Source organism: Streptomonospora nanhaiensis, from assembly GCF_026642255.1.
In the GTDB taxonomy this organism is placed as follows: domain Bacteria; phylum Actinomycetota; class Actinomycetes; order Streptosporangiales; family Streptosporangiaceae; genus Nocardiopsis; species Nocardiopsis tropica.
Genome location: NZ_CP113264.1, coordinates 2,009,247 through 2,023,173, shown reverse-complemented (window position 1 = coordinate 2,023,173; position 13,927 = coordinate 2,009,247). Strand labels below are relative to the sequence as shown.

The window sequence follows — 13,927 nt, the reverse complement described above, 5'->3', positions numbered from 1 at the left end:
GCGGATTGGGGTGCCCAGTCGGAAGAGTGGTCGTCGGACGCGACATTGTAGCGTTCAACACCATATTCACGGGCGTGTCTCCTGAACGTATACCGAGGCGTCCCCCAGGTGGGGGGCCGGGGGGACGCCTCGCCCGGATCAGCCGCTCATGGCGGGGCTTCGGCCCTGGATCACGTGGGTGACCAGCTCCACCAGCACCTCCTTGCAGGATTCCCGGTCACGCGCGTCGGCCATGACGATCGGCACCTCCCCGGAGATGTCCAGCGCCTCGCGGACCTCTTCCCGGCAGTAGTCGGCGGACGCGTCGAAGCGGTTCACCGCCACCACGAAGGGCACGCCCCTGCGCTCGAAGAAGTCCACCGCGTGGAAGCAGGTGTGCAGGCGGCGGGTGTCGGCCAGGACGATCGCCCCCAGGGCCCCCTCCGCCAGTTCGTCCCACATGAACCAGAACCGGTCCTGGCCGGGGGCGCCGAACAGGTACAGGACGATGTCGGGGTTGATCGTGATCCGGCCGAAGTCCAGCGCGACCGTGGTGGTGGTCTTCTCCTCCACCCCGCCGAGGTCGTCCACCCCGTAGCTGGCCTCGGTCATCACCTCCTCGGTACTGAGCGGGGTGATCTCGCTGACGGAGGAGACCAGGGTGGTCTTCCCCGCGCCGAAACCCCCGGCGACGATGATCTTGACGGCCTGCGGGATCGCCTCCGGCGGCCGGTTCTCAGAGTCTGCGGATGCCATCGAGTACCGCCTGAAGTACTTTCTTCTCGGGAAGCCGTGTGACCGGCGCGGACGCGCGGGTGCGCACGTCGCCGGCGGCGACGAGGTCCCCCAGGAGCACCCTCACCACCGTCAGGGGAATGTCGAGCCTGGCGGAGATCTCCGCCAGCGATATGGGTCTGCGGCACAGACGCATGATCGCCTGGTACTCGGGTTCCAGGGCCCGCTCCTCCCGGTCCCGGGCGGCCACCACGATGGTGATCATGTCCAGTCGCGGCCCCGTGGGCGGCCGGGTGCGGCCCCTGGTCATGGTGTAGGGGCGCACCAGGGACCCGGCGGGGGCGTCTCCGACGCCCGCCGAGGGCCCCTCCGATGTCGGGTGCCCCCTCCCCCGGTTCCACGACGGCGCGGGTCGCCGGGGGAACGGACCGGTCGTCGGCCTGCCGGGGGCGGGACCGGTCCACCCCGTCCCGCGCTGTTCCTCGGAGGTGTTCACGAACCGGTACCTCCCATGAAGCTGAGCCGCCCCGGCCTGCGCGGCGCGGCGGTGAGGAACTGGCCCACCCTCTTGATCCGCAGGTTCATCTCGTAGGCCACCAGGCCCACATCGGCGTCCTCCCTGGCCAGTACGGCCAGGCACGCGCCCGCCCCCGCTGCGGTGACGAAGAGGTAGGAGTGCTCCATCTCGACCACGGTCTGACGGACGTCGCCGCCGCCGAAGTGCCGTCCCGTGCCCCGTGCCAGGCTCTGGAAGGCCGATGCCAGCGCCGACAGGTGCTCGGCGTCGTCAGAGGCCAACCCCCGCGAGCGTCCGAGCAGCAGCCCGTCGGCGGACAGCACGATCGCGTGCTCGGCGCCGACGACGCGGTCGACCAGGTCGTCGAGGAGCCAGTCCAGGTTGTCCGCGGCGTTGCTCTTGCCCACCATCTCAGTCGCTCTCTCCCGTGTGATCGTCGGCTCTGCCGCCGACCTGACCGTCACTGTCGTGTTCGCGGCCGTCGGCATCGACGTCCGCCTCCCGTCCTCGCCGGGTCCCGGCGCTGAAGGCGTCCATCATCCGGCGCGCCTGTTCGGGGCTCCTCTGTGTGGGGCCTGGGGCATCCGGGGTCTCCCGCTCCGGTTCGATCTCCTGTCTGAGCTGGGGCGCGAGACTGGCCTGGCGCCTGCGTCTGGGAAGCCCCTCCCGCTCGGGCCCGGCGCCCACGAGGCCGCCGTGCGCCGCTCCCGGGGCCGGATCGGCGGCGGTCGCGGGCCGCACCGCCACGGGGCCGGACGGGTCCGGGTCGGCCACGGGCTCCGGGACCCGGCGCAGGGGCGGTGGGTTCCGCGTCCCCTGCTCGTCGGTGTCGCCGGCCCCGTCCCGGTGCGGGGGGACCGGCCGCAGGACGGGCCTGGCCCGGCGGGGCGCGTAGCCGGTGTCGAGCAGGTCGGAGTCCGTCTCCGACTCCTCCTGCCGGCGGCGCTCCCGGGCCGCCTGGCGCGCGGCGACCGGGGGCCGCTCCGGAGCGGCGGAGGAGGCGGCGACCAGCGTCCCCGGGATGAGCACCACGGCCCTGGTCCCCCCGTAGGGCGAGGGGCGCAGCTGGGCCTTGATGTCGTGCTTGACGGCGAGGCGCGCGACGACGAACAGGCCCAGGCGCGAGTCCGCGCCCGGGGCCATCACGTCGAACTCGGGTGCTTCGCTGAGTGTCCTGTTGGACGTGTTCAGGACGTCCTCGGGCATGCCGAGTCCCCGGTCCTCGATCTCGATGGCCACGCCCTTGGGCACCGACTCGGTGGCGATGGTGACCTCGGTGTGCGGCGGCGAGTAGGCGGTGGCGTTCTCCACGAGCTCGGCGAGCATGTGGATGACGTCGGCGACGGCCGCGCCGGCGAGCGCCAGGTCCGGCACGGACGTCAGCCTGACCCTGGCGTACTCGTCGGTCTCGGATATGGCGCCCCGCAGGATGTCGATGAGCGGGACGGGGTGGCGCCAGCGCCGTCCGGGCTGGGCCCCGCCCAGGATGATGAGGTTCTCGGCGTGGCGGCGGCCCCGGGTCGCCAGGTGGTCCAGCTGGAAGAGGCTCTCCAGCAGGTCGGGGTCCTCCTCCTCGCGTTCGACCCGGTCCAGCAGCTGGATCTGGCGTTGGAGCAGGGACTGGTGGCGGTGGGCGATGCCGAGGAAGACCCGGTTGACCCCCGCGCGGATGTCGGCCTGTTTGACGGCCGCGCCGACGGCGGTGCGTTGGGCGATGTTGAAGGCGTCGGCGACCTGGCCGACCTCGTCGTCGCCGTGGTCCAGCTGCTTCAACTCGGTGTCGATGTCGACCTGGTCGCCCGCCTCCAGGCGGCGCACGATGCGGGGCAGGTCGCTGCGGGCGGATCCGAGGGTGTCGGCCCGCAGCTTGGCGAGCCGGTGGGTGAGGCGGCCCGCCGAGCGGGCGGCGACCCCGTAGGCGACGGTGCCCGCGAACAGGGAGGTGATGCCTCCGCCGAGGGCGAGCGTGAGCATCCAGGTGCTGGCGTCCTCGGTGGCCGTGACGACGGAGGCCGTCCGGGCGGCGGTGATGCCGGCCAGGTCCGCGTTGACCTGGTCCGCGACCTGGCGCCAGTCCTCGAGCCCCGCGGGGGGATCGGGATCGCGGACCACCTCCGCGGTGAGGGGGTCGACGCTGACGGGCGCCTCGTGGAGGGCGAGGGTGTCGGCGATGCCGAGGGCGTCCTGCCACGCGCCGCTCCCGGCCAGGGCCGCCAGGGCCGGCGGTTCGCGGTCGTCGGACGCGGCGCCCGGGTGGACGGTCTCGACGCGGTGGCGGGCGTCGGCGGTGAGCTCGGCGACCCGGGTCTGCTGGTCGCGGTCGAGGTCCCCGCGGGCGATGACGGCGCTGACGAGGGCGTCGGCGTGGCTGAAGCTCTCCTGGGCCCACATCAGGTCGGTGGCGGCCGAGGCCTCCGAGGAGGCCGGTCCGTTGTCGAGGGCGCGCGCCGTCCCGGCGTAGAGGCGGATGCCCTGCTCGATCGCCCCGGTGTAGGCGCCGACGGTGCTGTCGGCCCGCCCCGGGGCGGCGAGGGTGTCGGCGCGCAGTTCCTGGACGCGCGTCAGCGAGTCGAAGAAGTCCGCGGTGAGCGACTCGGTCGCCGGGTCGTCCAGGTCGCCGAGGGTGTCGCGCAGGTCCCGGACCCCTTCGAGGGCCTCGTCGGTCAGCTCGGCCTCCTCGACGAGGGCCGCCCGCGTGTCGGCCCCGGGCGCCGCGATGTACTCCGCGGTCAGGCGGCGCTCCTCCTGGAGGAGGCCCAGGGCCGCGGCCAGCTGGATCCCGGCGCGTCCCTCGCCGACGGCGGCTCTCAGGGAGACGGCCTGGGCGAGTGTGGCAGTGCTGAGCACCACGAACAGCACCAGGAAGGTGATGCTGGGGATCAGCACGATCTTGTTGATCTGCGCCCTGATACCGCGGCCGGCGCCTCCCGACTGCCCCATTGCGTTCCTCCCACGGACTGGTCGCGGGCACCGGTCGGGTGTGGCTGCGCCGCGTCCCCCGAGGCGTGCCCAGGGCCGCGTCATTCGGGGGTCGGTCACGGTGCGCGCAGGGGGGACCACGCATGGTGCCCGCAGACTCAGGACGCTACAGCACCCGGGCGGCGGGCGCGGGGGGAATGCCGAAATGGATATCCCGCGGTGGGAGGGATCGCGGAGGCGGTCGTGGAACGGGGACGCGCGAACGCGCGGGGGCGCGCACCGGGCGGGGAGGGGCAGCCGCCCCGGGGCGCCGAGGGCCGCGAACGCGCGCGGGCGCGCACCCCCCGGGGGGTGCGCGCCCGCCGGGGGGTGCGCGCCCGCCGGGCCCCGGGGAGGCCGGGGCGTGGTCCGTGGGTGCTCTCGGCGGGCTCGGCGCTCGCGCCGACCACCGCGAGCCCGGAACGACCCGCGGACCGCGGCCTAGGGCCGGAAGGCCTTGCGGTGCTCCTCGACGCCGGCGCGCAGCTTCTCCAGCTGCTCGGCGACCCGGACCGGGGCGGTTCCGCCGCGCCCCGAGCGGGAGGCCAGCGATCCGCTGACGGTGAGGACCTCGCGCACCGCCGGCGTCAGGTGCGGGGAGATCGCGGCGAAGTCCTCGTCCGCCAGGTCGGGCAGGTCGATGCCGCGCTCCTCGCACACCCGCACGCAGGTGCCCGCGATCTCGTGCGCCTCGCGGAACGGCACCCGCTCGCGCACCAGCCACTCCGCGATGTCGGTGGCCAGGGAGAAGCCCTGCGGCGCCAGCTCGGCCATCCGGTCGGTGTGGAAGGTCAGGGTGGCGACCATGCCCGTCATCGCGGGCAGCAGCAGGTGGAGGGTGTCGACCGCGTCGAACACCGGCTCCTTGTCCTCCTGGAGGTCCCGGTTGTAGGCGAGCGGCAGGCCCTTGAGGGTGGTCAGCAGGCCGGTGAGGTCGCCGACGAGCCGGCCCGCCTTGCCGCGCGCGAGCTCGGCGACGTCGGGGTTCTTCTTCTGCGGCATGATCGACGAGCCGGTGGAGAAGGCGTCGTCCAGCGTGACGAAGGAGAACTCCTTCGTCGCCCACAGGATGACCTCCTCCGAGAGGCGGGACAGGTCGACGCCGATCATCGCGGTGACGAAGGCGAACTCGGCGACGACGTCGCGGGCGGCGGTGCCGTCGATCGAGTTCTCCACCGAGTCGGGGAACCCCAGCTCCTCGGCGACGGCGCGCGGGTCCAGGCCCAGGGACGAGCCCGCGAGCGCGCCGGAGCCGTAGGGGGACACCGCGGCGCGGCGGTCCCAGTCGCGCAGCCGCTCGATGTCGCGCAGCAGCGGCCAGGCGTGGGCCATCAGGTGGTGGGCGAGCAGGACCGGCTGGGCGTGCTGGAGGTGGGTGCGGCCGGGCATGGCCGCGCCGGGGTGGGCGCCGGCCTGGTCGGCCAGGGCCTGGACCAGGTCCAGCAGCTGGTCGGCGATCTCGCGGGCCTCCTCGCGCAGGTACATGCGCACGAGGGTGGCGATCTGGTCGTTGCGGGAGCGCCCGGCGCGCAGGCGGCCCCCGAGCTCGGCGCCGACCCGCTCGATGAAGCCGCGCTCCAGGGCGGTGTGCACGTCCTCGTCCTCCAGGACGGGCGTGAACTCCCCGGAGGCCACGTCGGCCTCCAACCTGTCCAGGCCGGCGATCATGCGGTCCAGCTCGTCCTCGTCGAGCAGGCCCGCGCGGTGCAGGGCCCGGGCGTGGGCACGCGAGCCGGCGATGTCGTGGCGGGCGAGCCGCCAGTCGAAGTGGGTGCTCAGCGACAGCCGTGCCAGGGCCTGGTCGGGGCCGCCCTCGAAGCGGCCTCCCCACAGGCGCAGCGCCTCGGGCTGGTCGGCCATGGTGGTCTCCTTGACGTGTGTGGGCGGGGTGCGGGGCCGGGGCTCCGCACCGCCGGGGTGTCTCCTGCCGGGACGCGCGGTCCCGTCCGCGCGGTCGCGGCTACGGTCTGCGGTCCGCCAGCCGCAGGAGGGCGGCGGCCAGCTCCTCGCCCCCCTGGGGGTCGCGGGAGATCACCATGATGGTGTCGTCCCCCGCGATGGTGCCCAGGATGGCGTGGAAGTCGGTGTGGTCGATGGCCGACGCCAGGTACTGCGCCGCACCGGGCGGGGTGCGGACGATCACCATGTTGGCGGAGGCCTCCGCCGAGACCAGCAGGTCCTCGGCCAGACGGGTGAGCCGCGCGCCGGAGACCTGTTCGAGGTCGAGGCTGTCGGGGCGGGTGCGCTGGAGGCGTTCGCCCCCCTCGCCGGGGAGCACGTACGCGAGGTGGCCCGCGGCCGTGCGGAGCTTGACCGCGCCCAGCTCGTCCAGGTCCCTGGACAGCGTGGCCTGGGTGACCTGGACCCCGGCCTCGGCGAGGCGCCGGGCCAGCTCGCCCTGGGACCGGACGTCCTCCCGGGTGAGGACGTCGGTGATCCGCGCGTGCCTGGCCGCCTTGGTCATCGGCGCGCTGCCGCCGATCTCCCCCGTCATCGCTGTTCGGGGCCGGGCGCGTCACTGGATTCGAGCAGGAAGGCGAGGAGCGCCTTCTGGGCGTGGCGGCGGTTCTCGGCCTCGTCCCACACGACGCTGCGGGGGCCGTCGATGACCTCGGCCGAGATCTCCTTGCCCCGGTAGGCGGGCAGGCAGTGCAGGACGATCGCCTCGGGTGCGGCGGCGGACAGCAGAGCGGTGTCGACGATGTAGGGGCGGAAGGGCGCCTCGCGGTCGCCCGCCTCGTCCTCCTGTCCCATGGAGACCCAGGTGTCGGTGGCCAGGACGTCGGCGCCGTCCGCGGCCTCCCGGGGGTCGGTCGTGACCGCGACCGACCCCCCGGTCCGCTCCGCGATCCGGGCGGCACGGGCGAGCACCCCGGGGTCGGGACGGTAGCCGTCGGGGGCGCCGACGCGGACGTGGAGTCCGGCGGTCGCGCCGCCCAGCAGGTAGGAGTGGGCCATGTTGTTGGCGCCGTCGCCGAGGTAGGCGAGGGTGAGCCCGGCCAGGCTCCCCTTGTGCTCGCGGATCGTCTGGAGGTCGGCGAGGATCTGGCAGGGGTGGAACTCGTCGGTGAGCGAGTTGACCACCGGGACGGAGATGTGGGCCGCCAGGGTCTCCAGGTCCTTCTGGGCGAAGGTGCGCCAGACGACGGCGGCGACCTGGCGCTCCAGGACCCGGGCGGTGTCCTCCAGGGGTTCGCCGCGGCCCATCTGGGTGCTGCCGGAGTCCAGGACGAGCGGGCTGCCGCCGAGGTCGGCGACGCCGACGCTGAAGGACAGGCGGGTCCGTGTGGACGGCTTGTCGAAGATCAGGGCGACGGTGCGCGGGCCGGCGAGCGGCCGGTGGCCGAAGCGGTCCTTCTTCATGTCGTCGGCGAGGTCGAGGACCCTGGCCTGCTCGTCCGGGGTCAGGTCGTCGTCGCGCAGGAAGTGGCGGGTCACTGCTGCTCCTTCGTCGCCGCGGCCTCCGCCGCGTCCAGGATGGTCGGCAGTGCCTCGATGAACACGCCGATCTGTTCGGGGGTGATGACCAGGGGCGGGGCGATCCGCACCGCGTCGGGGGCCACCGCGTTCACGAGGAACCCGCGGACGGCGGCCTGCTCCTGGACGTGCGCGGCGTGCGGGCCGGACAGCTCCAGTGCCCGCCACAGCCCGCTGCCGCGCTGTCCGGCGAGCAGGGGGTGGTCGATGCCGTCGAGCTGCTCGGCGAGCAGGTCGCCCATGACGGCGGTGTGGGCCAGCAGCCCCTCGTTCTCGATGGTGTCGATGACGGCGAGGGCGGCGGCGCAGGCGACGGGGTTCCCGCCGAAGGTGGAGCCGTGGTCGCCCTTGTGGAAGGCGTCGGCGTAGTCGCCGAAGCCGACGCACGCGCCGATGGGCAGTCCGCCGCCCAGGCCCTTGGCGAGGGTGAGCACGTCGGGCCGCACGTCCTCGGACTGGTGGGCGAACCACGCGCCGGTGCGGCCGATGCCGCTCTGGATCTCGTCCAGGACGAAGGCGGCGCCCGTGGCGTCGCAGATCTCGCGGACGCCGGCGAGGTAGCCCTCGGGCGCGGGGACGACCCCGGCCTCGCCCTGGGTGGGCTCGGTGAACACGGCGACGCAGGACTCGTCGACGGCGTCGCGGAGCGCGTCCAGGTCCCCGTGGGGGACGAAGCGCACGTCCATGCCGAACGGCCCGAAGGGCTCGCGGATGGAGTCCTTGCCGGTGAGGGCGAGGGAGCCGGAGGTGCGTCCGTGGAACCCGTGGGACGCGGCGACGAAGTAGTGGCGTCCGGGGCCGGCCGCGCGCTTGACCAGCTTGAGGGCGGCCTCGTTGGCCTCGGTGCCGGAGTTGGCGAAGAAGACCTTGGCGTCCCCGCCGAGCAGCCCCACGAGGCGCTCGGCGAGTTCGACCTCCCGCTCGTGGACGAACAGGTTGCTGGTGTGGGCGAGGGTCGCGGCCTGGTGCGCGACCGCCTTGACCATGGCGGGGTGGCCGTGTCCGAGGCTGGACACGGCGATCCCGGCGATGAGGTCGAGGTACTGGCGCCCGTCGGCGTCGTAGACCTCGCAGCCGCGGCCGAGGGTGAGGACCACGGGCGGGACGCCGTAGTTGGGCATGAGCGAGGCGGCGAAGCGCTCGCGCAGGGTGGAACTGCTGGTCACTGTGCGCCTCCTGCGTTCGTGACGGCGGTGGTGGTTGCGGTGTCGGCGGTGTGCCCCGGACGCGGGACGTGTCCGTTCCCGGTGAGCCCGGCCTCCAGCCTCTCGTCGGCGACCATGGTGCCGACGCCCTGGTCGGTGAAGACCTCCAGGAGAAGGGAGTGGGGCACGCGGCCGTCGATGATGTGGGCCTGGGGGACGCCGCCCTCGACGGCGTGCAGGCAGGCCTCCATCTTGGGGAGCATCCCCGACGAGAGGGAGGGCAGCAGCTCCCTGAGCTCCTCGACGGCGAGTCTGCTGATCAGCTCGGTGTTGGCCGGGAAGTCGGCGAACAGGCCCTCGACGTCGGTGAGCACGATGAGCTTGCTGGCGCCGAGCGCGACCGCGAGGGCGGACGCGGCGGTGTCGGCGTTGACGTTGTAGACGCCGCCGTCGTCCGCGCGGGCGACGCTGGAGACCACGGGGATGCGGCCGTCGGCGATGAGCGCCGCGACGGCACCGGGGTGGACCTCGGTGATCTCGCCGACGCGGCCGATGTCGACCGCCTCCCCGTCCACCTCGACGCTCTTGCGCTCGGCGACGAGGAGGTTGGCGTCCTCCCCCGACATGCCCACGGCGAAGGGTCCGTGCTGGTTGACGAGTCCCACGATCTCGCGGTTGACCTGGCCGGTGAGGACCATGCGGACGATGTCCATGGCCTCGTCGGTGGTGACGCGCAGTCCGGCGGTGAAGGTGGACTCGACCCCGGCCAGGGCCAGCTGTGCGCTGATCTGGGGGCCGCCGCCGTGGACCACGACGGGGCGCAGGCCCGCGTAGTACAGGAAGACGATGGACTCGGCGAAGCGGACCCGCAGCTCCTCGCTGATCATGGCGTTGCCGCCGTACTTGACCACGACCGTGCGGCCGTGGAAGCGGGAGAGCCAGGGCAGGGCCTCGATGAGGTGGGACGCCTTGTCGATGGCCTGGGCCTGGTCCGCTGTCGGATGTGCTGAGCGCGCGATCATGTCGGGTTCTCGTCGGTGTCGGGGGTGTCGGCGCCGACCTGGGCGGCCAGCTCTGCGAGCACCTCGGTGAGCAGTGCGGCGAGGGTGTCCTCGTCGGGAGTGGTGCCGCTGGCGCCGCTGGCCATGAGCAGCACCGTGTCGTTGGTGGCGGTCAGCGGGCCGAGGGTCTTGCCCGCGGCGTCGGCGAGCAGGCGTCCGCACTGCTCACCGGTGATGTCGGCGTCGGTCGTCAGGACGTACAGCCCGGTGGAGAGGGAGGCGTCGGGGCCCTTGGCCATGGCGCCGACGGTGTGGCCGTCGGCACGCCTGAAGGCGATCTTGACGACGGTGTCCGTGGTGCGCACGGCGTCGGCGGCCTGCAGCCCTCCGCTCCGGCCGGCCTCGGCCACGGCGGCGGTGAGGCCCGTCCGCACGGCGTCCAGCGGGAGGCGGACGCCGACGGGCCCGGCCGAGCACAGGACGATCTCGGCGGCGGAGTCGCCGAGCAGGTTCGCGGTGTGCTCGGCCAGGGCGTGGGCGTCCTGGAATCCGAGGGGGCCAGTGCCCGCGTTGGCCCCGCCCGAGTTGAGGGCGGCGGCGCGCACGCGTCCGCCGGAGACGACCTGGCGGGTCCACAGGACCGGGGCCGCCGGGTCGGCCGAGCCGGTGAGGACGGCTCCCGCGGCGCGGGAGGGGCCGTCGTTGATGACGACGGCGACGTCCCGGGCTCCGTCCGCCCTCACTCCGGAGACGACTCCGGCGGCGCGGAACCCGAGGGGTGCGGTGACGCTCACGGTGGTGTGGTCCTCGTCCTAGGGGGCGACCGCTGCGAGCGGCAGGCCGGCGGTCTCGGGCAGTCCGAGGGCGATGTTGGTGCTCTGGACGGCGCCGCCCGCGGTGCCCTTGGTGAGGTTGTCCAGTGCGGCGACCGCCACCATGCGGCCCGCCGCGGGGTCGACGGTGACCTGCACGAGGGTGGTGTTGGCGGCCAGCGTCATGGCGGTGCTGGGCCAGGTCCCCTCGGGGAGCAGGTGGACGAAGGGCTCGTCCGCGTAGGCGGTCTCGTAGGCGGCCCGGACCTGGTCGGCGGTGGTGCCGGGGCGCAGGGGCGCGGTGCAGGTGGCGAGGATCCCGCGGGGCAGCGGCGCGAGGACCGGGGTGAAGGAGAGCCGGACCGGCTCGCCGGTGACGGCGGTGAGGTTCTGGACGATCTCGGGGTTGTGCCGGTGGGCGCCGCCGACCCCGTAGGGGCTGAGCGCGCCCATGACCTCGCTGCCCACGAGGTTGGGCTTGGGCGCCTTGCCGGCGCCGGAGGTTCCGGTGACCGCGACGACGGTCAGGTCCGGCTCGACGAGCTGCTCGGCCAGTCCGGGGAACAGGCCCAGGGTGGCGACGGTGACGTGGCAGCCGGGAACGGCGACGCGGCGGGCCCCGGCGAGCCGGTCGCGCTGCCCGGGGAGCTCCGGGAGGCCGTAGGGCCAGGTGCCGGCGTGGGGGGTTCCGTAGAAGCGTTCCCACGCGGCGGCGTCCTCGAGGCGGAAGTCGGCTCCGCAGTCGACGACGAGGACGTCGTCGCCGAGCTGCTGCGCGATGTCGGCGGACTGGCCGTGCGGCAGCGCGAGGTACACGATGTCGTGTCCGCTCAGCGCGTCGATGTCGGTGGGGGCCAGGACGCGGTCGGCCAGGGGCAGCAGGTGCGGCTGGTGTCGGATGAGCGGGGTCCCGGCGTTCTTGGCGGCGGTGACCGCGCCGATCTCGATCTCGGGGTGGCCGAGGAGCAGTCGGAGCAGCTCGCCCCCCGCGTAGCCGCTGGCCCCGGCGATCGCCGCGCTGTATCCCATGCCGCTCCCCCTCGTCTCGTCTGACTGGACTATCATGCATCCCACTGCAAATTTATGCAACCCAGTTCGGAGTGCCCCCCGGGAGGAGGAGCGGGACCGGGGGGAATGAACGGGACGCGGCACGGGGCCGCCGAGCGGCTCCGTGCGGTCTCAGCGGCGTGCGATGCGGGTGGCGATGCCCGCGAGGCGGGAGGTGTGCCCCTTGTCCTCGGTCCGGGACTCGCGGCGGTCCGCGGTGCGGTAGAGGCCGTGGACGACCCTCGTGCCCGCCCAGCGCAGGGGCTCGGGCTCCCAGCCCCGCACCTGGTGGCCGACCCACGGCAGGCGGGTCAGCTCCGTCCGGCGGCCCAGGACCAGGTCGCGCAGCGTGCGGCCGGCGAGGTTGGCCGCGGCCACCCCGCTGCCCGCGTATCCGCCGGCCCAGCCCAGGCCGGAGCCGGTGTCCATGTGCACGCTCGGGCACCAGTCGCGCGGGACCCCGAGCAGCCCGGACCAGGCGTGCTCGACGGGCACGTCGGCCACGTCGGGGAACATCCGGGTGAGTGCGCGCCACAGGTCGGCGATCTCCTGCGGCGGGGTGGAGCCGTCCTGGCCGGCTCCGGGGCGGTGCGGCACCCCGCGTCCGCCGATGGCGATGCGGTCGTCCGCCGTGCGCTGGGCGTAGACGTAGGCGTGGGCCGCGTCCCCCAGGACCTCGCGCCCCTCCCAGCCGATCTTCTCCCACAGTTCGGCGGGCACCGGCTCCGTGACGATCATCGAGGAGCGCATGGGGATCCACTCGCGGCGCTGACCGCGCAGGGCGGAGGTGAAGCCCTCGGTCGCGCGGACGACGTGGTCGGCGGTGACCGTGCCGTGGTCGGTGACGACCGCGGGGCGGGCCGCGCCCCGACGGGGCCGGATCTCCTCGACCGCCGTGTCCTCGAAGATGTCGACGCCCAGGCCGGCCACCACCCGGGCCAGACCCGTGACCAGCTTGGCGGGGTGCACGCGCGCGGCGTGCGGGGAGTGGGCCGAGGCGACGGCCCCGGCCACGGACAGCCGCGGCTCGTGGTCGTGCGCGAGGAGGTGGATGTCGTCGGGCCAGTAGCCCCACTCCTGCAGGTACTCGATCTCGGCCGTCAGGCGCTCCTGCTGCGCCGCGTTCGTGGCGACCAGGCGCATGCCGCCGCGCACGAGGTCGGCGTCGACCCCCTCGGCCTCCGTGACGGAGACCACCTCGTTCACGGTCTCCATCATGACCCGCTGGAGGGCGATCATCGAGGACTTGCCGTGTGACTGCGCGTAGCGTTCGCGGGAACCGGAGAACTCCGCCGAGAGCCACCCTCCGTTACGACCCGAGGCGCCGAACCCTGCGAACTCACGTTCGACGACGGCCACCCGCAGATCCGGCTGCGCCTTCTTGAGGTAGTAGGCGGTCCACAGGCCCGTGTAACCGGCTCCGACCACGCAGACGTCGTAGTCGGCGGCCCCGGGGAGGGACGGTCTGCGCTCGGGGAGCCCGATGTCCCGGAACCAGAAGGAAACGCCCCCGTTCGCGAATCGTGAGGACCGGGGAATCGGCCTCATCTGCGCCGCAGTGGTGAACGGTCTCATCATTCCCCCCGGAACCTTGCGTGCCCACGGCCCATCCCCGCGCGGGACCCACGAACTCCCGCCAACCTACACGGGAACGTCGATCCATGGGATGTTTCCCCTCCGCCCCGTGGACGCGCCCGCCCCGAGAGCAAGGCTTCGGTTACGCAGCGTTCCGACACGCGGTACTCATTCTCCACACGAGCTGTCACGGAGAGTACGCGCGATGACCGCGAGCTGCCGGACCCCCTCGGCTCCCAGAGGTGCGAGCACGTGTTTGCGGAGCCTCTCGACGTGCCTGGTCCGCGCCCTGCCGATGAAGTCCAGTCCCTGCTCGGTGAGCGCGGCGTAGACGACCCGGCGGTCGGAGGAGCAGTTCTCCCTCATGAGGTAGCCCTCGCGCTCCAGCCGGTCGGCGAGCTTGGTGAAGCCGCCCGTGCTCAGGCTGACCTCGCGGGCCAGTCGGCTCATCGGCAGGCGGTGCCCGGGGGTGCGCTGGAGCCGGATCAGGACCTCGAACCACGGCCCCGCCATGTCCTTGCCGTCCGGGGTTATACCGCCCAGGAGCTTGGGCTCGACGACGTTCATCGCCTCGTGGACCAGGCCCCAGGCGGTGATGAGGTCGTCGTCGCCCGGCGTGTCGTCGCCCGCGCCCGCCGCGGCGTCGATCGGCTGTGTCGTCATGGCCCACTCCCTGTCCGT

General features: G+C 73.6%; 13 protein-coding genes. All 13 read right to left on the bottom strand.

Annotated elements, in window-relative coordinates:
- Positions 1-138 precede the first annotated feature (138 nt).
- The 13 genes from OUQ99_RS08905 to OUQ99_RS08845 all read right to left on the bottom strand — a co-directional run bounded on the left by OUQ99_RS08905 (position 139) and on the right by OUQ99_RS08845 (position 13,909).
- The gene (locus OUQ99_RS08905) at positions 139-735 is read right to left on the bottom strand and encodes a GTP-binding protein (protein WP_267948950.1); all 597 of its coding nucleotides are present in this window, start codon (positions 733-735) and stop codon (positions 139-141) included.
- Complete coding sequence (locus OUQ99_RS08900; RefSeq protein WP_267948949.1) at positions 716-1,210, bottom strand: DUF742 domain-containing protein; 495 nt, start codon at positions 1,208-1,210, stop codon at positions 716-718. Before OUQ99_RS08900 ends, OUQ99_RS08905 begins: the two co-directional genes overlap by 20 nt.
- Entirely contained in the window at positions 1,207-1,641 is a 435-nt protein-coding gene (locus tag OUQ99_RS08895; protein WP_267948948.1) for a roadblock/LC7 domain-containing protein, read from the bottom strand. Before OUQ99_RS08895 ends, OUQ99_RS08900 begins: the two co-directional genes overlap by 4 nt.
- 1 nt (position 1,642) lies before the next feature.
- A complete protein-coding gene (locus OUQ99_RS08890) occupies positions 1,643-4,171 on the bottom strand; it encodes a sensor histidine kinase (RefSeq protein WP_267948947.1) in 2,529 nt (842 codons plus the stop codon).
- Between the two features lie 459 nt (positions 4,172-4,630).
- On the bottom strand, positions 4,631-6,049 hold the full coding sequence (gene argH / locus OUQ99_RS08885) for an argininosuccinate lyase (protein WP_267948946.1): 1,419 nt from the start codon (positions 6,047-6,049) through the stop codon (positions 4,631-4,633).
- 100 nt (positions 6,050-6,149) lie between these two features.
- Positions 6,150-6,683, bottom strand: coding sequence for an arginine repressor (locus tag OUQ99_RS08880; RefSeq protein WP_267948945.1), 534 nt, complete (start codon positions 6,681-6,683; stop codon positions 6,150-6,152).
- A complete protein-coding gene (gene argF, locus OUQ99_RS08875; RefSeq protein ID WP_267948944.1) occupies positions 6,680-7,627 on the bottom strand; it encodes an ornithine carbamoyltransferase in 948 nt (315 codons plus the stop codon). Before argF ends, OUQ99_RS08880 begins: the two co-directional genes overlap by 4 nt.
- The gene (locus OUQ99_RS08870; protein WP_267948943.1) at positions 7,624-8,832 is read right to left on the bottom strand and encodes an acetylornithine transaminase; all 1,209 of its coding nucleotides are present in this window, start codon (positions 8,830-8,832) and stop codon (positions 7,624-7,626) included. Before OUQ99_RS08870 ends, argF begins: the two co-directional genes overlap by 4 nt.
- A complete protein-coding gene (gene argB, locus OUQ99_RS08865) occupies positions 8,829-9,833 on the bottom strand; it encodes an acetylglutamate kinase (protein WP_267948942.1) in 1,005 nt (334 codons plus the stop codon). Before argB ends, OUQ99_RS08870 begins: the two co-directional genes overlap by 4 nt.
- On the bottom strand, positions 9,830-10,606 hold the full coding sequence (locus tag OUQ99_RS08860; RefSeq protein ID WP_267948941.1) for a bifunctional ornithine acetyltransferase/N-acetylglutamate synthase: 777 nt from the start codon (positions 10,604-10,606) through the stop codon (positions 9,830-9,832). Before OUQ99_RS08860 ends, argB begins: the two co-directional genes overlap by 4 nt.
- 18 nt (positions 10,607-10,624) lie before the next feature.
- Positions 10,625-11,653, bottom strand: coding sequence for an N-acetyl-gamma-glutamyl-phosphate reductase (gene argC, locus OUQ99_RS08855; RefSeq protein ID WP_267950313.1), 1,029 nt, complete (start codon positions 11,651-11,653; stop codon positions 10,625-10,627).
- Between the two features lie 150 nt (positions 11,654-11,803).
- Positions 11,804-13,219, bottom strand: coding sequence for an NAD(P)/FAD-dependent oxidoreductase (locus OUQ99_RS08850; RefSeq protein ID WP_267948940.1), 1,416 nt, complete (start codon positions 13,217-13,219; stop codon positions 11,804-11,806).
- Positions 13,220-13,414: 195 nt separating this feature from the next.
- Positions 13,415-13,909 (bottom strand): MarR family winged helix-turn-helix transcriptional regulator, encoded by a 495-nt coding sequence (locus tag OUQ99_RS08845; RefSeq protein ID WP_267948939.1) that lies wholly within the window; start codon positions 13,907-13,909, stop codon positions 13,415-13,417.
- Positions 13,910-13,927: the final 18 nt, after the last annotated feature.